This window comes from Alsobacter sp. P4_H11, assembly GCF_056400925.1.
In genome coordinates, this window is sequence record NZ_JBFUKI010000001.1 from 468,456 (window position 1) to 487,918 (window position 19,463).

Genomic DNA, 19,463 nt, shown 5'->3' on the forward strand with positions numbered 1-19,463 from the left:
ACCGTGCCGCAACCCTCTCCCCGTACGCCCACCGGAATCGAAGGGCTCGACGCCATCCTGGGCGGCGGCCTCACGGCGGACCGCCTCTATCTGGTGGAGGGCACTCCCGGCACCGGCAAGACCACCCTGGCCCTGCAGTTCCTGCTCGAGGGCCACCGCCTGGGCGAGCGCGGCCTCTATGTCACCCTTTCGGAAACCGCCAGCGAGCTGCGCGCCGTCGCGGTCACGCATGGCTGGGACCTTGAGGGCGTCGAGCTCGTCGAGCTCGTGCCCGAGCTGGAGCTCGACCCCGACTACGAGCAGACGCTGCTCCATCCCTCCGAGGTCGAGCTCGGCGAAACCGTGCGCGGCGTCATGGAGCGCTTCGAGCAGTTCAAGCCCAAGCGGCTCGTGCTCGACAGCCTGTCGGAGCTGCGCCTCCTCGCGCAAAACCCGCTGCGCTACCGCCGCCAGATCCTGGCGCTGAAGCAGTTCTTCGCCACCCGCTCCTGCACCGTGCTGGTGCTGGACGACCGCACCTCCCAGCCCGGCGACCTCCAGCTCCACAGCATCGCGCATGGGGTGATCTCGCTGGACCAGTCCGCCACCGGCTTCGGGGCCGAGCGGCGGCGCCTGCGCGTCATCAAGATGCGCGGCCTGAGCTACAGCGGCGGCTACCACGACTTCGCCATCCGCACCGGCGGCATGGCGGTCTATCCCCGCATGGTGGCGTCCGAGCACCCCGGCGCGGTCCCGCAGCAAAAGGTCACGACGGGCGTCCCGGCGCTCGACGACCTGCTCGGCGGCGGCCTCGTGGCCGGCACCACGACGCTGCTCAGCGGCCCCGCCGGCGTCGGCAAGACCACGGTGGCGGTGCGCTGCATGGTCTCGGCCCTGCAGCGCGGCCACAAGGCCATGTATTTCCTGTTCGACGAGCGCCTGCCCACCCTGCTGGTGCGCTCCGCCGACCTCGGCATGGACCTGCAGCCCTTTATCGACAGCGGCGCGCTCACGATCCGGCAGATCGACCCGGCCGAGCTGTCGCCGGGCGAGTTCGCGGTCTCGGTGCGCCGCTGCGTCGAGGAGAACGGCGCCAAGGTGGTGCTGGTGGACAGCCTCAACGCCTACCTGCAGGCCATGCCCGAGGAGCGGCACCTGACGCTGCAGATGCACGAGCTCCTGACCTATCTCGGCCAGCAGGGCGTGCTCACCATCATGATCCTCGGCCAGCACGGCCTCGTCGGCGACATCCGCTCCGACATCGACCTCAGCTACCTTGCCGACACCGTGCTGCTGCTGCGCTTCTTCGAGGCCGACGGCGAGGTCCGCAAGGCCATCTCGGTGATCAAGACCCGCACCACCGACCATGAGCGCACCATCCGCGAATTCGTGGTGGACCGCCGCGGCCTGAGCGTCGGCGATCCCCTGCGCCAGTTCGCGGGCGTGCTCAGCGGCGCGCCCGAATACCGCGGCGATCCAGGCCCCCTGCTCGGCCCCACCGCACAGGCGGTCGCGCACGCGCTCGGCCAGGGCGCCAACGGCGTCGACGATGAGTGACACCCGCGTTCTGGTTCTCGCCCCGATCGGCCGCGACGCCGTGGTCGCGGTGGCGCTGCTGGGCCGCAACGGCCTGCCGGCCGACGCCGTCGAGGACCTGCCCGAACTCACCCGCGAGCTCGCCCAGGGCGCGGGGGCGGCCGTAATCGCCGAGGAGGCGCTGTCGGCCGACGGCCTTGACGACCTCGTCAGCTGGCTCGATGGCCAGCCGCCCTGGTCGGACTTCCCCCTGATCGTGCTCGCCAACGGCCACAAGGGCGTGCGCTCGCCAAGAGCCTTCGAGCGGCTGGACCGGCTGCGCAACGTCGTGCTGCTGGAGCGCCCCCTTCACGCCGAGAGCATGGTGCGCGCCGTGCGCTCCGCCCTCAACGCCCGCCGCCGCCAATACGAGGCGCGCGACCACCTCGCCCGCTCGCGCGAAGAGCTGGAGCGCCTCGTGATCGAGCGCACCCGCGAGCGCGAGGAGGCCTTGGCGCTGCTGCACGAAGCCCAGAAAATGGAGACCATCGGCCAGCTCACCGGCGGCGTGGCGCATGATTTCAACAACCTGCTCACCCCCGTGATGGGCAGCCTCGACCTCCTGCGCCGCCGCCTCGGCGACGATCCCCGCTCGCAGCGCCTGATCGAGACCGCCCTGCAGGCGAGCGGCCGGGCCGCCACGCTGGTGCAGCGGCTCCTCGCCTTCGCGCGCCGGCAGGATCTCCAGCCCCGCGCCGTGGACGTCGGCGAGCTGCTCGCCGGCATGGAGGACCTCGTCCGCCGCTCTATCGGCCCCACCATCGAGGTGGTGGTGCGCGCGCAGCCCGATCTCCCCTCCGCCCGGGTCGACCCCGGCCAGCTCGAGCTCGCGATCCTCAATCTGGCGATCAACGCCCGTGACGCCATGCCGAACGGCGGCGTGCTCACCGTCGAGGCCTCGTTCTGCGCCAAGGACGACCCGCACCCGGCCCGCGTGGCCGCAGGCCCCTATGTCCGGATTTCGGTGTCGGACACCGGCGAAGGCATGGACCAGGCGACGCTGCGCCGCGCCGTGGAGCCGTTCTTCTCCACCAAGGGCCTTGGCAAGGGCACCGGCCTCGGCCTTTCCATGGTGCATGGCATGGCGGCGCAGTCTGGCGGAGACCTGCAACTCGCCAGCACTCCTTCGGTGGGCACCCGCGCCGATCTGCTGATCCCCGTGGCGGACGAAGTCGCCGCGCCCGCCGAGAAGAACCACTACGACGCGGTCGCGGCGGTCCGCCCCGGCACGGTGCTGCTGGTGGACGACGAGGACCTCGTGCGCCGCGGCACGGCAGAGATGCTGATCGACCTCGGCTATTCGGTGATCCAGGCCGGCTCGGGCGCGGAGGCGCTGCGCGTGCTGCGCGCCAAGGACACGGCCGTCGACATGCTGGTGAGCGACTACCTGATGCCGGCCATGAACGGCGCCGACCTCGTGATGGAGGCCGCCAAGCTGCGCCCCGGCATCGCGGCGTTGCTGATCACCGGCTACGCCAACCTCACCCAGGGCCTCGGCAACGAATTGCCTCGCCTCGCCAAGCCCTTCCGCCAGGCCGAACTCGCGGCCCGCATCGCCGAGCTCCTGGCCGGAAAAGCCAGCGAAGCCCCCATGGCCGCGCAGGCGAGCGCCTAGACCACCCAGCGGACGCCTCGGCCTCCCCTTCCCGGGCGACCTCCGCCGGGTTGGCGCGACCGCGCTGGAAAGCGTCGGCCTCGCGGGAGCGCGCGCCAGCCCGGCGTGGAGCATGGAGATTGGCCGTTCGCGCGTGGCGAAACTCCCCGGCCCGCGACGCGGTGCGCCTATTTATCCGTGTCGCGCCCATGCACATCCGGGTAGAAGCGGGCGGCCGCGCGAGCGGATTCGAGGTTCAGGCATGAAGTTTTCCGCCCTCACCCTTTTGCGCCAGGCGCTCAGCGGCAACACCGGCTGGCCCGAGCAATGGCGCTCCCCGGAGCCGAAGGCGAGCTACGACGCCGTGATCGTCGGCGCCGGCGGCCACGGGCTGGCGACGGCCTACTACATGGCCAAGGAACACGGCATGCGAAACATCGCCGTGGTCGAGAAGGGCTGGCTCGGCGGCGGCAACACCGGGCGCAACACCACCATCATCCGCTCCAACTATCTCTGGGAGGAGAGCCAGGGCCTTTACGAGCATTCGCTGAAGCTCTGGGAGGGCCTCTCGCAGGAGCTCAACTACAACGTCATGTACTCGCCCCGCGGCGTCATGATGCTGGCCCACAACACGCACGACGTGCAGGTCTTCAAGCGCCACGTCCACGCCAACCGGCTGCAGGGCATAGACAACGAGTGGCTGACGCCCGAGCAGGCGAAGGATTTCTGCCCGCTCCTGAACATCTCGAAGGACATCCGCTACCCCATCATGGGAGCGGCCCTGCAGCGGCGCGGTGGCACCGCCCGGCACGACGCCGTGGCGTGGGGCTACGCCCGCGGGGCGAGCGCAATGGGCGTCGACATCATCCAGAACTGCGAGGTCACGGGCATCGACCGCGACCCGAGCGGCGCGGTGTCGGGCCTCCAGACCAGCCGCGGGCCGATCAGGACGAAGCGCGTCGGCGTGGTCGCGGCCGGCCACACCAGCGTGGTGATGGGCATGGCGGGCGTGCGCATGCCGCTGGAAAGCTACCCGCTGCAGGCGCTCGTGTCGGAGCCCGTGAAGCCCGCCATGTCCTGCGTGGTGATGTCCAACACCATCCACGCCTACATGTCCCAGTCCGACAAGGGCGAGATGGTGATCGGCGCCGGCACGGACGCCTACACGTCCTATTCGCAAACCGGCGGGCTGCACATCTCCTCGCACACGTTGGACGCCATCTGCGAGCTGTTCCCGCCGGTGCGCCGCCTGCGCATGCTGCGCAACTGGGGCGGCATCGTCGACGTCACGCCGGATCGCTCGCCCATCATCGGCAAGACGCCCGTGCCGGGACTGTTCGTGAATTGCGGCTGGGGCACCGGCGGCTTCAAGGCGACGCCGGGCTCCGGCAACGTCTTCGCCCATACGGTCGCGACCGGCGAGCCTCACCCCATCAACGCCGGCTTCACGCTGGACCGTTTCCGCACCGGCCGGCTCATCGACGAAGCCGCCGCCGCCGCCGTGGCCCACTGAGGCGCACCCATGTTGCTGATCAACTGCCCCTATTGCGGCATGGACCGCCCCGAGCTGGAATTCCGCTACGGCGGCGAGGCGCACGTGGCGCGCCCGCTCGACCCCTCGTCCGTGTCCGACCAGGACTGGGCCGAGTACCTCTATTTCCGCTCCAACCCGCGCGGCGTCCACGCCGAGCGCTGGCGCCACACGTCGGGCTGCGGCCGCTTCTTCAACGCCATCCGGCACACCGTGACCGACCGCATCCTCGCCACCTACAAGGCCGGCGAGCCGAAACCCGACCTCGCCACGCTGACTGGGGAGGCCGCCCGATGAGCGCCTCTCCAAACACCTTTTTGGCCCACTTCCCCATCTCTCCGTCATCCCCGGCCGGAGCGGCGAAGCCGCGCAGGGGAAGGGGATCCAGGGCAACCGCGCCCATGGCCCCTGGGTCCCCTTCCCGACCTGCTACGCAGGTCGCCGGGGATGACGGCCGAGAGAGTGGCGCATCGTCTGTAACGAGGACCGCTGGACCGCGCGAAGCGCGCACCCTCCCCTCGAGGGGGAGGGTCGCCGCGCAGCGGCGGGGTGGGGTGCAGCCGGGCGAAAGCCGCGATAGCGCCGCCGCCCTTCTTCGGACGAGCAGCCCGTCCCCTGCGTCACCCCAACCCGCCGGCCTTCGGCCGTCGACCCTCCCCCTCAAGGGGAGGGTGAACGCGCAGCCATCCCGGCCATTCGAGAACGTGCGATGACGCAGCCTTTCCGGACCGCAGCGGGCGGCCTTGTTGATCGCGCGCGCGCAGTGCGCTTCACCTTCGACGGCAAGAGCTACACGGGCCATGCGGGCGACACGCTCGCCTCCGCGTTGCTGGCCAACGGCGTCGCCCTCATGGGGCGCTCGTTCAAGTACCATCGCCCGCGCGGCGTGCTGGGCGCGGGGGCCGAGGAGCCGAATGCGCTCGTGAGCGTGTCGCGCGGCGGCGGGCGCCATACGCCCAATCTGCGCGCCACGCAGGTGGAGCTCTATGACGGCCTCGTCGCCGAGAGCCAGAACCGCTGGCCCTCGCTGGCGTTCGACGTCGGCGAAGTGAACAATCTCGTGCCGCCGGGCGTGTTTAGCGCCGGTTTCTACTACAAGACATTCATGTCCCCGGCCGGCGCCTGGAAAGGCGTCTACGAGCCGTTCATCCGCAAGGCGGCAGGCCTCGGCGTCGTCCCGACGGCGCCGGACCCCGACCATTACACCCACCGCTACGCCTTCTGCGATGTGCTCGTGGTGGGCGCCGGCGCGGCCGGGCTCGCGGCGGCGTTGGCGGCGTCCGAAGGCGGCGCCAACGTGATCCTGTGCGACGAGAACCCCGCCATGGGCGGCGGTCTCCTCGACGAGCCTGACCTTGCCATCGACGGCCAGCCCGCGGCCGCCTGGGCGGCGCAGGCCGTCGCCACGCTGGCGACCCGGCCCAACGTCACGCTGCTCACCCGCACGCAGGCCTTCGGCTACTACGCCCAGAACTTCGTCGGCCTCGCCCAGCGCCTGACCGACCATCTCGCCGCCCTGCCCGCCCACGCGCCGCGCGAGCGGATGTGGAAGCTGCGCGCCGGCAAGGTCGTTCTGGCGACTGGCGCCATCGAGCAGCCGCTGGTGTTCCCGGACAACGACCGGCCCGGCATCATGCTGGCCGGCGCGGCCCGCACCTACCTGACCCGCTACGGCGTGAAGCCCGGCGACCACGCGGTGGTCTTCACGGTTGATGACAGCGGCTACGCGGCCGCAATCGATCTCGCCCGCGCGGGCGTTTCCATCGGGGCCATCGTGGACGTGCGTCCCGAACCCGGCGAAGCCGCCGCGCTGGCCGCCAACGCGGCGGCGCTGCGGGTGCTGAGCGGCGCCGTGATCACCGGCGCGAGCGGTCGCCTGCGGGTTTCCGCTGCGGAGATCGGCAAGCTGGCCCCGGACGGGACCGTCCGGCCCGTGGAGCGCATCAGCTGCGATTGCGTGCTGATGGCGGGCGGCTGGGTTCCGGCCGTGCACCTGTTCTCGCAGTCACGCGGCAAGCTGCGCTTCGACGAGGCCCGGGGCATCTACCTGCCGGGCGAACCCGCTCAGGCGCAGATCTCCGCCGGCGCCTGCAACGGCAGCTTCGGCATCGCGGCGGCGCTGGCCGAAGGCTCCGCCGCCGGCGCCGCCGCCCTGGACCGCGAGCCTCCCGGCTCGCATGGCTGCATGGCTTCAGGAAAGGGCGAGCCTGAAGGCTCGCAGGCCGGCTGGGTCGTCTCCGGCGATATCGCGCCGGTCGGCGGCGGCTTCCAGGGCGCGGTCCCGCATCACCGCAACCCGCAGACCGTGAAGGCCTTCGTCGACTTCCAGAACGACGTCACCGCCAAGGACATCCGGCTCGCCGTGCGCGAGGGCTTCCGCTCCATCGAGCATGTGAAGCGCTACACCACCAACGGCATGGCGACCGACCAGGGCAAGACCTCCAACATGAACGGGCTGGCGATCGCGGCCGGCGCGCTGGACAAGCCCGTGCCGCAGGTCGGCCTCACGACGTTCCGGGCGCCCTACACGCCCGTGACCTTCGGCAGCTTCGCAGGCCATTCGCGCGACCACCTGTTCGACCCCGTGCGCAAGACCGCCACGCATGCCTGGGCGCAGGCCAACGGCGCGGTATTCGAGGATGTCGGGTTGTGGAAGCGGGCCTGGTATTTCCCCAAAGCCGGCGAGGACCTGCACGCCGCGGTGGCGCGCGAGTGCCGCACGGTGCGCGAGACCGGCGGCGTTTTCGACGCCTCGACGCTGGGCAAGATCGAGATCGTCGGCCCCGACGCGGCCGAGTTCATGAACCGGCTCTACACCAACCCCTGGACCAAGCTGGAGCCCGGCCGCTGCCGCTACGGCCTGATGCTGAACGAGCAGGGCTTCGTGATCGACGACGGCGTGATCGGCCGCCTCGCGCCTGACCGCTTCCACGTCACCACCACGACGGGCGGCGCGCCGCGCGTGCTGGCCCACATGGAGGACTACCTCCAGACCGAGTTCACGGATCTCGAAGTCTGGCTCACCTCCACGACCGAGCAGTGGGCCGTGATCGCCGTGCAGGGCCCCAACGCCCGACGCGTGCTGGAGCCGCTGGTGGAGGGGATCGACATCAGCCGCGAGGCGATGCCGCATATGAGCCTGCGCGAGGGCCGCATCTGCGGCGTGCCCACGCGGCTGTTCCGCGTGAGCTTCACGGGCGAGCTCGGCTTCGAGGTCAACGTACCGGCCGACCATGGCCTCGCCGTCTGGGAGGCGATCTGGGCCGAGAGCCAGCGCCACGGCATGGCCGCCTACGGCACCGAGAGCATGCACGTGCTGCGCGCCGAGAAGGGCTACATCATCGTCGGCCAGGAGACGGACGGCACCGTCACGCCGAACGACCTCGGCCTCGACTGGGCCATCGGCAAGCTGAAGCCCGACTTCGTCGGCAAGCGCTCGCTCACCCGCCCCGACATGCTGAAACCCGACCGCAAGCAGCTCGTCGGCCTGCTCACGGCCGACCCGGCCGTCGTGCTGGAGGAAGGCGCGCAGATCACCGCCGAGGCGACGCCCATCCGCGGTCGTCCGGCGCTGGGCCACGTGACGTCGTCCTACGCGAGCCCGGCCGCCGGTCGCTCGATCGCGATGGCGATGGTGTCGGCGGGCCGGTCGCGCATGGGCGAGACGGTGTTCATTCCGATGCCGTCCGGCCCGATCGCAGCCGTGATCGCCGAGCCGATCTTCCACGACAAGGACGGGAGCCGCCTCGATGGCTGACCAGACTGCAGCCGCCCGCCGGACCTCCCCCTTCGCCGAGTTCCCGGCCGACTGGGGCCCAATGATCGGCGGCGTGCGCCTGTCGGACGGCGGCCCCGCCGCCCGCTTCGTCCTGCGCGGGTCGGAAGCCGTCGCGGCCGCCTCCGCCGCCTTCGGCGTCGCGATCCCGACCACGCCCCTGCGCGCCGCCGCGGGCGCCGGCCGCGCCGCGCTCTGGCTCGGGCCCGACGAATGGCTGCTGCTCGGCCCCGCCGCCGAGGTGGAGGCGATCGCGGCCACGCTGGGCGCGGCGCTCGCCGGCCTCCCGCACAGCCTCGTGGACGTGTCGCACCGGCAGACCGGCCTCGTGCTGGAAGGCCCCGGCGCGGCGCTCGCCCTGAACGCCGCCGTGCCGCTGGACCTGTCGCTCGCCGCGTTCCCTGTCGGCATGGCCGTGCGCACCATTTTCGAGAAGGCCGAGATCGTGCTGTGGCGCACCGATCCCGAGCGCTTCCACGTCGAGGTCTGGCGCTCCTTCGCGCCCTATGTGCGGGAGTTGCTGGACATCGTGCGCGGCGAAAACGCCGTCGCGTAGCCTACGCCGGCGCCAGCCCCGCCCAGGGCCGAGCCGCGGCGTCGCGCTGGCGGAAGGCCTCGATGGCGGGGCGCTCGGCCAGCGTCAGATCGATGTCGTCCCAGCCGTTGAGAAGCTGCGTCTTCCACACCGGGTCGATCGCGAAGGACACGACGAGGTTGCCGGCCGTCACCGTCTGCGCCGCGAGGTCGACGCGCAGCGGCCGGCCCTCCTGCACCCAGGCGGAGCCCAACAGCGCCTCGGCATCCTCCTCGGACACGCGCGCCGGCAGGAGCCCGTTCTTCACCGCGTTGGACGCAAAGATGTCGCCGAAGCTCGGCGCCAGCACGCAGCGCAGGCCGAAATCCGCCAGCGCATACACGGCCGCCTCGCGCGACGAGCCGCAGCCGAAATTGCGCCGCGCGACCAGCACGGCCGCGCCCGCCCGGCGCGGATCGTCCAGCGGGTTGGCGAGCGGCCCATCCGGCCCTGCCCGCATGTCGTGCAGCAAGAACGGCCCATACCCCTCCGAGCGCGGCCGCTTCATGAACCGCGCCGGGATCAGCTGGTCGGTGTCCACATTGGCGAGCGCCAGCGGAATGGCGGGCGTTTCCAGCGCGTCGAACGGCTTCATCCCAGTGTCTCCCGCCCGGCCAACAGCGCACGCGCATCCGTCAGCCGCCCCGTCACGGCCGCCGCCGCCACCATGGCGGGCGACATCAGGTGCGTGCGCGATCCCGGCCCCTGCCGGCCCTTGAAATTGCGGTTGGTCGTGGAGGCGCAGCGCTCGCCGGCCGGCACGATGTCGCCATTCATGCCCACGCACATGGAGCAGCCCGATTCCACCCACTCCAGCCCGGCCTCGCGGAAGATGCGGTCGAGCCCCTCCTCCTCAGCCTGGCGCTTCACAGCCGAGGATCCCGGCGACACCAGCCCGGGCGTCGCCGCCCTGCGTCCCGCCAGCACGGCCGCGGCGGCGCGCAGATCCTCGATCCGGCTGTTGGTGCAGGAGCCGATGAACACCCGGTCGATCCGGATTTCGTCCAGCCGCATGCCGGCCCGCAGGTCCATGTAGGCGAGCGCGTCGCGCACAGCCTGCGCCCGGCCCTCGTCGGCGATGCGCGCCGGGTCCGGCACGGTCGCGTCGATGGGCGCGGCATGCTCGGGGCTCACCCCCCACGTCACCGTCGGGGCGATCTCCGCGCCCGCGAACGAGGCCTCGCGGTCGAAAACCGCGTCCGGGTCGCTCGCCAGCCTGCGCCAGTCCTCGGCGGCCGCGTCGAAAGCCGCGCCCTGCGGCGCGAACGGCCGCCCGCGCAGCCACGCGAACGTGGTCTCGTCCGGCGCCACCAGCCCCAGCCGCCCGCCCGATTCGATGGAGAGATTGCACAGCGTCATGCGCCCTTCCATCGAGAGCGCCCGCACGGCCGAGCCCGCATACTCGATGGCGCAACCCTGCGCGCCGTCCGCTCCGATGCGCGCGATGATGGTGAGCGCCACATCCTTGGCGGTGATCCCGGGCCCGAGCGGCCCATCCACGCTGATGCGCATCTGCTGCGGCCGCTTCTGCCACAAGGTCTGCGTCATCAGCACATGCGCGACCTCGGACGCCCCGATGCCGAACGCGAAGGCCCCGAACGCCCCATGCGTGGAGGTATGGCTGTCGCCGCACACCACCGTCAGCCCCGGCAGCGTCAGCCCCTGCTCGGGGATCGCCACATGCACGATGCCCTGGCGCGGGTCCCGCAGCCCGATCAGCCGAACGCCATGCCGGGCCGTGTTGGCCGAGAGCTGGTCCAGCATGCGGGCGATGTCCGGATTGGCGACGCCGCCGTCCCGCCCGCGCGTCGGCGCGTAATGATCCGCGATGCCGAAGGTCAGCTCCGGATGCGCCACCCTGGCGCCGCGCTTCGCCAACTGGTCGAAGGCGTGGAAGCTGCCCTCATGCAGGAGGTGCCGGTCGATCCACAGCAGCGAGGTCCCGTCCTCGCGCGTCGTGATCGCGTGCGCGTCCCAGAGCTTGTCGATGATGGTTCGGTTTTCGGGGACGATCCGGGCCAAGGGAGCTGCCTTTTTCACCGCCATGACGCTGCCCGCCAAACGGGCTTGACGGCTCCATGTTGTATCATACTGTAGACAATTAGAAGTTCTATCGTGAGGCAATCTTGGCTGGCGTGGACGTGCCCAAGGCCCGACAGGTGTATCTGGTGCTGCGCGAGCGGATCGCCAGCGGCGGCCTGCATTCGGGCGACGTCCTGCCGGGCGAACAGGCGCTCGCGGCCGAGCACAATGTTTCGCGGATCACGGTCCGCAAGGCGCTGGCCGAGCTGGAGCGCGAGGGCATGGTGGATCGCCGCCGCGGCGCCGGCACCTTCGTGCGCCTAGCGGCCGCGCCCAAGCCCGTGGTCGCCGACATCGCGGACGTGCTCAGCAATCTCGTCGCCATGGGGCGCGGCACGGACGTGCGCCTGCTCGCCTTCGGGTATGGCGAGCCGGCCCCGGCCGTCGCCGAAGCGCTGCGGCTCGCGCCCGGCGAACGCGCGCAACGCTCCGTGCGGGTGCGCATGGTGGACGGCGAGCCTTTCTCGCACCTCACCACCCATGTGCCCGAGCGCATCGGCGTCACCTATTCGGAGGCCGAGCTCGCATCCCGCCCCCTGCTCGCCTTGCTGGAGCGCTCCGGCGTCGAGGTCGACCGCGCCACGCAGGAGATCGGCGCAGTTCTGGCGACCCCCGACGTCGCGGCGGCGCTCAATGTCGACATCGGCTCAGCCCTGATCGCGCTCACGCGCGTCGTCTACGACGCCGAGGGTCGGGGCGTGGAGCACCTGGCCGCGCTTTACCGGCCGGATCGCTACGCGTTCCGCATGGATCTGGAGCGCACCGGAGCGGACGGGGGCCGGCGCTGGTCGCCCGCCACGGGCGAAACGCAATCAACTAAGCGTGGCCAAAGCGCCCGCAAGCACGAGGGGAAGGCACAATGACGAAGCTCATCAAGGGGTTGACGCGACGCGACGCACTCAAGGCCGGGGCGGCCTTCGCCGGCGCTCTCGCGATGCCGGGCCTCGTGCGGGCGCAAGGCGCCGCCGTGAAGGTCGGCGTGCTGCAGCCGCTCACCGGCGCGCTCGCCTTCGACGGCCAGGCCGGCCAGCTCGGCGCCGAGCTCGCCATCAAGGCCATCAACGCGGCCGGCGGCGTCAAGTCGCTCGGCGGGGCCAAGCTCGAGGCCGTGATCGGCGACGCCCGCTCCACCCCGGAGGGCGGCACGAGCGAGGTCGAGCGTCTCGCCGCTGAAAACGTCAGCGCCATCGTGGGCGGCTTCGCCAGCCCCATCTGCCTCGCAGCCACGCAGGCCGCCTCGCGCTACGACCTGCCCTACATCGTCGATGTCGGTGTCAACGACCAGATCGTCAGCCGCGGCCTCAAGAACACGTTCCGCTTCGCGCCGGGCTCCTCCATCGTCAGCGCCCAGGCGCTGGACAACCTCGTGAAGCTCAACGACGCCGCCGGCAAGCCGATCAAGACCGTGCTGCTCGTGCACGAGGACGGCCTCTTCGGCTCGGGCCTCGCCAAGCTCCTGCAGGCCGAGCTGCCCAAGCGCGGCTTCGAGGTGATCGACACCATCTCGCACCCCACCCCGGCGCGCGACATGTCGAACATCGCCCTGCAGATCAAGGCCAAGAACCCGGATCTCGTGATCCCGTCGAGCTACTACGGCGAGTTTGTGCTGCTCGCCCGCACGATGCAGCAGCAGCGCATCAAGCCGAAGGGAATCTACGCGGTGCTGAACGGGGCGGCCTCCAACTACCGCTTCGTCAAGGAATTCCCGGACGCGGCGCAGTACGTCATCGACACCAACCACTGGTACGACCCGCGCAACGCCGTCGCCATCGCCCTCAAGAAGGAGGTCGACGGCATGGGCAAGTTCTTCACCTACAACGTGGCGCTGAACTACTCCGCCATGCTGCTCCTGGCCGACGCCATCGAGCGCGCCGGCTCGCCCGACCGCGCCAAGATCATCGCCGCGCTGGAGAGCTCCACGTTCGACAAGCACATCATGCCGTATGGCCCGACCAAGTTCGTGAACGGCCAGAACACGGGCGCGGCCCCGGTGAACACCCAGGTCCAGGGCGGCGACATCAAGGTGATCTTCCCCGAGAAGTTCGCCGACGCCAGGGCCGTGTTCCCGGTCCCGGCCTGAACACACCCCACCCCGTCATTGCGAGGAGCGAAGCGACGAAGCAATCCAGGCGCCGGGCGTCAAGCGGGGCGCCCAAAGGCCCAGCATCAGCTGGATTGCTTCGCTCCGCTCGCAATGACGGCGGGGTACGGCAGCCCTTGCACCTGACCCGCCGTCATCCCCGGCGACCTGCGCAGCAGGTCGGGAAGGGGATCCAGGGGCAAAGGCGCTCACTCCTGGATCCCTTTCCCGCGCCTTCGGCGCGCCGGGGATGACGGAGGGAGTTGTGCCTCTTGCGACCGAATCGATGACGGCAGTGAACCGGAAGCCGACACACAGGACACGCATGTTTTCGCCCGAGATCGTCATCGCCGCCTTGCTCAACGGCCTCCTCACGGGGGCGGTGTACGCCCTCGTGTCGGTGGCGCTGACGCTGGTTTATGGCGTGCTGCACATCATCAACTTCGCGCATGGGGCGATCCTGACGGCCGCGATGTTCGCGGCGTTCTTCGCCCATCAGGCCGGGATCGACCCGCTGATTGCGGTGCTGTTCATCGCGCCCGCGTTCTTCGCCCTCGGTTACGCGGTGCAGCGCTGGATCATCGGGCCCGCCAGCCATGGCGAGGACCGCAACATTCTCCTCGTGACGCTCGGCCTCTCTATCGTGATCGAGAACGTGCTGCTGGCCGCCTTCCGGTCCGACACGCGCAGCATCGACGTGCCCTACGGGTTCTCCTCCGTCGACCTCGGCTTCGTGTTCCTGCCCATGCCGCGCGTGATCGCGTTCGGGGTGACCTGCGTGGTCGCGGCCCTGCTCTGGGGTTTGCTCACCCGCACGGACACCGGCAAGGCGATCCGGGCCGTCGCCAAGGAAAAGCTCGGCGCGTCGCTGGTCGGCATCGACGTGACCCACATCTACGCGGTGACCTTCGGCATCGGGGCGGCCTGCCTCGCGGTGGCGGCCTGCGTGCTGCTGCCGAGCTATTACGTCAACCCGCGCGTCGGCACCGCCTATGTGCTGGTCGCCTTCACCGTGGTGGTGCTGGGCGGCATGGGCTCTGTGCCGGGCGCGCTGATCGGCGGGCTCTTCATCGGCGTCGTCGAGAGCCTGTCGGGCCTCTATTTCGGTGAGAGCCTAGGCCAGCTCGGCATTTTCCTGATCTTCATCCTGGTGCTGCTGGTGCGACCCACGGGCCTGTTCGGAGCCCGCGCATGACCGACCCAGTAAACACGAGCCCCCGTACCTCGCTGTTGGCCGCCTACGGCCCCATCGTGGCCGTCGCGCTGCTTCTGGCGATGCTGCCGCTGGCCACCACCGCCAACACGGTGCTGAACGCCATGGTGCTGGCGCTGCTGATCGCGCTCGCCGGACAGGGATGGAACATCCTGGGCGGCTATGGCGGACAGTTCTCGTTCGGCCACGCGGTGTTCTTCGGCACGGGCGCCTATGCGGTCGCGCTGCTGCAGAGCCAGCTTGGGCTGAACGCCTACCTGGCTTTCGCCGCCGCCGTGGCGATCGGCGCGGCAGTGGGGGCCGCCATCGGCTTTCTCTCCTTCCGCTCCGGCCTGCGCGGCTCTTACTTCGCCCTCGTGACGCTCGCCTTCGCGGAGGTGTTCCGCATCGTCGCCAACGCGTCGCCCTGGACGGGCGGCGCCTCCGGGGCGCTGATCAAGCTCGACATGCGGCCCGAAAACTTCCAGTTCGCCAGTCGGGCGACCTTCTTCTGGATCGCGCTCGCGCTCGTCACGGCCGCGCTGGTCGCCACCCGGATGATGGAGCGCTCGCGCTTCGGCGCCTATCTTGTCGCAATCCGCGAGAACGAGGACGCCGCCAAGGCGCTCGGCGTCAACACCTTCCGGGTGAAGCTGCAGGCCATCACGGCCTCGGCCGCCGTCACGGCGGCGGCCGGCGCCTTCTACGCGCAATACTTTCTTTTCGTGGACGCCAACATCGCCTATGGCACCTGGATCTCCGTGGAGGCGCTGCTCGTCCCCATCGTGGGCGGGCTCGGCACCGTGCTCGGACCGCTGATCGGCGCGCTGGCGCTGCATGGGCTGGCCGAGGTCACCAAGGCGCTGGCCGGGCGCCTCCCCGGCGCCGACCTGGCGCTCTATGGCGCGCTGCTGGTGCTCGCCATCGCGTTCGCGCCCAACGGCGTGCAGGGGCTGTTCAACCGGCTCAAGGGCGGCTTCTGGACCCGGAGGCCCGCATGAGCGCGCCGCTGCTCCAGGTCGAGGCCGTGTCGAAACGCTTCGGCGGGTTGCTCGCCGTCGACGCCGCCTCGCTCGTCGTGGAGGCCGGCGGCATCACCGGGCTGATCGGTCCCAACGGGGCCGGCAAGACCACGCTGTTCACGCTGGTGTCCGGCTTCGAGACGCCGACTGCAGGCCGCATCCTGTTCAAGGGGCGCGACATCGGCGCGCTCGCGCCGCACGAGCGCGCCGCGCTGGGTGTCGCCCGCACCTTCCAGATCGTGCAGCCCTTCGCGGGCCTGAGCGTGCGCGAGAACATCGCGGTCGGCGCGCATCTGCGCCACCCCCGGCGCAACGACGCGCTGGGCAAGGCCGAGGCGGTTGCGCAGCGCGTCGGCCTCGCCGACCGGCTCGACGCGCCGGCCTCCGGCCTCACCGTGGTGGGCCGCAAGCGGCTGGAGCTCGCCCGCGCGCTCGCCACCGAGCCCGAACTGCTGCTGCTCGACGAGGTGCTGGCCGGCCTCAACCCGTCCGAGGTGCGCGACATCGTCCCGATTATCCGCGACCTGCGCCACAGCGGCGTCACCATCCTGATGGTCGAGCACGTGATGCAGGCCGTGATGAGCCTTTGCGACGCCGTCTATGTGCTCGCCCAGGGCCGCATGATCGCGCAAGGCCCGCCCGCCGCCGTAACGCGCGACCCCGCCGTGATCGAGGCTTATCTCGGCCATGGCGCCGCCGCCCGCCTCGCCGCCCGGGAGGCCGCCCATGGGTGAGGCGCTGCTTTCGGTGCGCGGGCTCGTGGCCGGCTATGGCCAGACGCAGGTGCTGCGCGGGCTCGACCTCGACGTCGCGCCGGGCGAGATCGTCGCCGTGCTGGGCTCCAACGGCGTCGGCAAGACCACGCTCAACAAGGCGCTTTCGGGCGTGGTGCGCGCGCAAGCCGGCGAGATCCGCTTCGGCGGCGAGCGCATCGACGCCCTGGCGCCGCCCGCCATCGTGGCGGCCGGGCTGATCCATGTGCCCGAAGGCCGGCGCATCTTCCCGGACATGAGCGTGCAGGAAAACCTGGAGCTCGGCTCGTTTCGCCGCGGCAAGCCCAACCGGGCCGCCAACCTGGAGCGCGTCTACGCCACCTTCCCGCGCCTGCGCGAACGGCATGGCCAGAGCGCCGGCACGCTGTCTGGCGGCGAGCAGCAGATGCTCGCCATCGGCCGCGGCATGATGGGCGAGCCGCGGCTGCTGATCCTCGACGAGCCCTCGCTCGGCCTCTCGCCTCTCCTCGTGGAGGAGATGTTCGCGCTGATCGGTCGCCTCAACGCAGACGGCCTCGCGATCCTGCTGGTGGAGCAGAACGTCATGCAGTCGCTCGCCGTCGCGACCCGGGCCCATGTGCTCGAAAACGGCCGGATCGTGCTCTCCGGAACCGGAGCCGAGCTGGCGCAAAATCCTGATCTCGAAAAAGCTTACCTGGGAATGTGACCATGACGGATGAACCCGCGCCGTCCCTCAAAGGCCGGCTCGCCCGCGGCGGCATCGTGGTCGCGCCCGGCGTCTACGACGCGCTGACCGCCTCGCTGGCCGCCGACGCCGGCTTCGACGCGCTCTACCTCTCGGGCGCGGCGATCGCCTACACCAAGCTCGGCCAGCCCGACATCGGCCTCGTCTCGATGAGCGAGGTCGCCGACACGCTGGCGCATGTCTGCGAGCGGGTGCGCACGCCCGTGATCGTGGACGCCGACACCGGCTACGGCAACGCCCTCAACGTCCAGCGCACCGTGCGCCTGTTCGAGCGCGCCGGCGCGGCCGCCATCCAGCTCGAGGACCAGACCTTCCCCAAGCGCTGCGGCCACCTCGCCGACAAGGGCCTGGTGCCGACCGGCGAGATGGTCGGCAAGATCAAGGCCGCGGTGGACGCCCGCGCCTCCGCCGACACGCTGGTCATCGCCCGCACGGACGCGGTCGCGGTGGAGGGCTTCGACACCGCGATCGCACGCGCCGGAGCTTATGCTGAGGCCGGCGCCGACATGCTCTTCGTCGAAGCCCCCCGCACCCGCGACCAGCTCGGCGCCGTCACCAAGGCGCTCGGCGGCCGCGCGCCGCTCATGGCCAACATGGTGGAAGGCGGCCAGACGCCCATCCTCTCCGGCCCCGAGCTGGAGGCGCTGGGCTTCGCCCTGGTGATCTTCCCGGGAGCCATCGTGCGGGCGCTCGCCCGCGCCGCGCAGGATTTCTACGGCGTGCTGCGCCGCGACGGCACCACGGACAATTTCCGCGACCGCATGTTCGACTTCGCGGCCATCAACCGCATCGTCGGCACTGACGCTACCCTGGCCCGCGGCCGCCGCTACGAGGACCCGGCATGACGCTCGATCCCGTCACGCTCGCGGTGCTGAAGGGCCGGCTGGAGCAGATCGCCGACGAAATGGACGCGACGCTCTACCGCTCCGCCTTCAACCCCATTATCGCCGAGGCCCGCGACGCCTGCCACGGCCTCTACCACCCGCACACCGGCGCGACGCTCGTGCAGGGCACGACCGGCCTGCCGATCTTCGTCGGCGCCATGGCGTTCGCCGTGAAGGCCGTAATCGACAAGGTCGCGCGCGAGGGCGGGCTCGCCGAGGGCGACACCTTCCTGTTCAACGACCCCTATGACGGTGGCACCCACCTCAACGATTTTCGCCTCGTCCGCCCGGTGTTCCGCCGCGGCGAGCTCTTCTGCTGGCTCGCCTCCGTCGGCCACTGGCTCGATATCGGCGGCAACGTGCCGGGCGGCTTCAACGCCCGCGCCACCGAGAGCTTCCAGGAGGGCGTGCGTTTCCCCCCCGTGAAGCTCATCGCGGCCGGCCGCTTGAACCACGACATCCTCGCCATCCTGGCCGCCAACAGCCGCGTGCCGCGCTCCAACGAGGGCGACCTCAACGGCCAGCTCAACGCGCTGGATCTCGGCGAGCGCCGCCTCGCCGGCCTGCTGGACGAATATGGCGAGGACACCGTCGACGCCGCCTTCGCGGCCTTCACGGGCCGCGCCGAAGCGCTGATGCGCGAAAACATCGCGGCCCTGCCGGACGGGACGATCAGCTTCGAGGACTACCTCGACAACGACGGAGTCACGGACGAGCGCCTCACGATCGCGCTCGACCTCACGGTCGCGGGCGACCGCATGACGCTGGACTTCTCGCGCTCGTCGCCTGCCTGCGCCGGCCCGCTTAACATCGCGCGCTCCACGGCCGTCGCCTGCTGCTACGTCGCCCTGAAGCACGTGTTTCCGGACGTGCCCGCCAATGCCGGCTGCATGGCCCCGATCAGCTTCGTGATCCCGGACACGACCCTCCTCGGCGTCAGCGCCCCCAAGCCGGTGGGCGGCTACACCGAAACCATCTTGCGCGTCATCGGCGTCGTGTTCGGCGCGCTGGCCAAGATCATGCCCGACCGCGCCACGGCCGCGCCCTTCGGCACCATCAACGCGCTGTCGCTGGCGGGCCATCGCCAGAATGGCGCGCGCTGGGTCATGTTCTCGTTCTTTGGCGGCGGCCTCGGCGGCAACCCGGAGACGGACGGCCTCAACCATGGCAACAACCCGATCTCGATGGCCACCATCCCGCCGGCCGAGATCCTCGAGGCTTCCTACCCGGTGCTGTTCACCCAATGGGCGCTGCGCCCCGACAGCGCCGGCGCCGGCCTGCATCGCGGCGGCCTCGGCGCCGTCTACGAGATCGAGGCGCTGGCGCCCTCCGGAGCGGACGTGTTCCTGCTCGGCGAGCGCGGCCGCTTCGCGCCCTTTGGCGTCAATGGCGGCGGCCCGGCCGCCCTGAACCGCTTCCATTGGCAAACCGCGGACGGCGAAGCCTCCCCGCCCCTCGCCTCCAAGGTCACGGACGTCAAGATCGCCCAGGGCCAGCGCGTGCGCCTCGAAACCCCCGGCGGCGGCGGCTGGGGCGACCCCCTCGCCCGAGACCCCGCCCGCGTCGCCTACGACGTCCGCCTCGGCTACCTCTCGACCGAAGCCGCCCGCGCGGACTACCGCGTGGCCGTCTCGGAAGCCGGCGTCCTCGACGCCGACGCCACCCAAGCGCTCCGCGCCGGAAGCGCCGCATGAGC

16 protein-coding genes are annotated in these 19,463 nt (G+C 70.8%); 14 read left to right on the forward strand and 2 right to left on the reverse strand.

Annotated features, from left to right (window positions below; genetic code table 11):
- Positions 1–3 precede the first annotated feature (3 nt).
- The 6 genes from AC1DSZ_RS02150 (at position 4) to AC1DSZ_RS02175 (ending at position 9,010) form a co-directional block, all read left to right on the forward strand.
- On the forward strand, positions 4–1,536 hold the full coding sequence (locus AC1DSZ_RS02150; protein WP_476836744.1) for an ATPase domain-containing protein: 1,533 nt from the start codon (positions 4–6) through the stop codon (positions 1,534–1,536).
- Positions 1,529–3,169 carry an ATP-binding protein gene (locus AC1DSZ_RS02155; protein ID WP_476836745.1) on the forward strand — a complete coding sequence of 547 codons (1,641 nt, stop codon included), beginning with the start codon at positions 1,529–1,531 and terminating at the stop codon, positions 3,167–3,169. Before AC1DSZ_RS02150 ends, AC1DSZ_RS02155 begins: the two co-directional genes overlap by 8 nt.
- A gap of 241 nt (positions 3,170–3,410) precedes the next feature.
- Entirely contained in the window at positions 3,411–4,661 is a 1,251-nt protein-coding gene (locus AC1DSZ_RS02160; RefSeq protein ID WP_476836746.1) for a sarcosine oxidase subunit beta family protein, read from the forward strand.
- Between the two features lie 9 nt (positions 4,662–4,670).
- The gene (locus AC1DSZ_RS02165) at positions 4,671–4,976 is read left to right on the forward strand and encodes a sarcosine oxidase subunit delta (protein WP_476836747.1); all 306 of its coding nucleotides are present in this window, start codon (positions 4,671–4,673) and stop codon (positions 4,974–4,976) included.
- Between the two features lie 412 nt (positions 4,977–5,388).
- Positions 5,389–8,436, forward strand: coding sequence for a sarcosine oxidase subunit alpha family protein (locus AC1DSZ_RS02170; protein WP_476836748.1), 3,048 nt, complete (start codon positions 5,389–5,391; stop codon positions 8,434–8,436).
- Positions 8,429–9,010 (forward strand): sarcosine oxidase subunit gamma, encoded by a 582-nt coding sequence (locus AC1DSZ_RS02175; RefSeq protein WP_476836749.1) that lies wholly within the window; start codon positions 8,429–8,431, stop codon positions 9,008–9,010. Before AC1DSZ_RS02170 ends, AC1DSZ_RS02175 begins: the two co-directional genes overlap by 8 nt.
- 1 nt (position 9,011) lies before the next feature.
- Here the strand turns inward: AC1DSZ_RS02175 and leuD are convergent, their stop codons facing one another.
- On the reverse strand, positions 9,012–9,623 hold the full coding sequence (gene leuD / locus AC1DSZ_RS02180) for a 3-isopropylmalate dehydratase small subunit (protein WP_476836750.1): 612 nt from the start codon (positions 9,621–9,623) through the stop codon (positions 9,012–9,014).
- Positions 9,620–11,074, reverse strand: a complete 1,455-nt coding sequence (gene leuC / locus AC1DSZ_RS02185) for a 3-isopropylmalate dehydratase large subunit (protein WP_476836751.1) — start codon at positions 11,072–11,074, stop codon at positions 9,620–9,622. The genes leuD and leuC overlap by 4 nt, the downstream gene beginning before the upstream one ends.
- A gap of 89 nt (positions 11,075–11,163) precedes the next feature.
- Here leuC and AC1DSZ_RS02190 point away from each other — a divergent pair, with 89 nt between their 5' ends.
- The 8 genes from AC1DSZ_RS02190 to AC1DSZ_RS02225 all read left to right on the forward strand — a co-directional run bounded on the left by AC1DSZ_RS02190 (position 11,164) and on the right by AC1DSZ_RS02225 (position 19,461).
- Positions 11,164–11,973, forward strand: a complete 810-nt coding sequence (locus tag AC1DSZ_RS02190; protein ID WP_476836994.1) for a GntR family transcriptional regulator — start codon at positions 11,164–11,166, stop codon at positions 11,971–11,973.
- Complete coding sequence (locus AC1DSZ_RS02195) at positions 11,970–13,190, forward strand: ABC transporter substrate-binding protein (protein WP_476836752.1); 1,221 nt, start codon at positions 11,970–11,972, stop codon at positions 13,188–13,190. The genes AC1DSZ_RS02190 and AC1DSZ_RS02195 overlap by 4 nt, the downstream gene beginning before the upstream one ends.
- A gap of 325 nt (positions 13,191–13,515) precedes the next feature.
- Positions 13,516–14,385, forward strand: a complete 870-nt coding sequence (locus tag AC1DSZ_RS02200; protein WP_476836753.1) for a branched-chain amino acid ABC transporter permease — start codon at positions 13,516–13,518, stop codon at positions 14,383–14,385.
- Positions 14,382–15,383: a branched-chain amino acid ABC transporter permease gene (locus AC1DSZ_RS02205; RefSeq protein WP_476836754.1), complete on the forward strand. Its 1,002-nt coding sequence runs from the start codon at positions 14,382–14,384 to the stop codon at positions 15,381–15,383. Before AC1DSZ_RS02200 ends, AC1DSZ_RS02205 begins: the two co-directional genes overlap by 4 nt.
- Positions 15,380–16,138 (forward strand): ABC transporter ATP-binding protein, encoded by a 759-nt coding sequence (locus AC1DSZ_RS02210; protein ID WP_476836755.1) that lies wholly within the window; start codon positions 15,380–15,382, stop codon positions 16,136–16,138. Before AC1DSZ_RS02205 ends, AC1DSZ_RS02210 begins: the two co-directional genes overlap by 4 nt.
- A gap of 4 nt (positions 16,139–16,142) precedes the next feature.
- Positions 16,143–16,844, forward strand: a complete 702-nt coding sequence (locus AC1DSZ_RS02215; protein ID WP_476836995.1) for an ABC transporter ATP-binding protein — start codon at positions 16,143–16,145, stop codon at positions 16,842–16,844.
- Between the two features lie 2 nt (positions 16,845–16,846).
- Positions 16,847–17,728, forward strand: coding sequence for an isocitrate lyase/PEP mutase family protein (locus tag AC1DSZ_RS02220; RefSeq protein WP_476836756.1), 882 nt, complete (start codon positions 16,847–16,849; stop codon positions 17,726–17,728).
- Positions 17,725–19,461, forward strand: a complete 1,737-nt coding sequence (locus AC1DSZ_RS02225; RefSeq protein ID WP_476836757.1) for a hydantoinase B/oxoprolinase family protein — start codon at positions 17,725–17,727, stop codon at positions 19,459–19,461. Before AC1DSZ_RS02220 ends, AC1DSZ_RS02225 begins: the two co-directional genes overlap by 4 nt.
- Positions 19,462–19,463 lie beyond the last annotated feature (2 nt).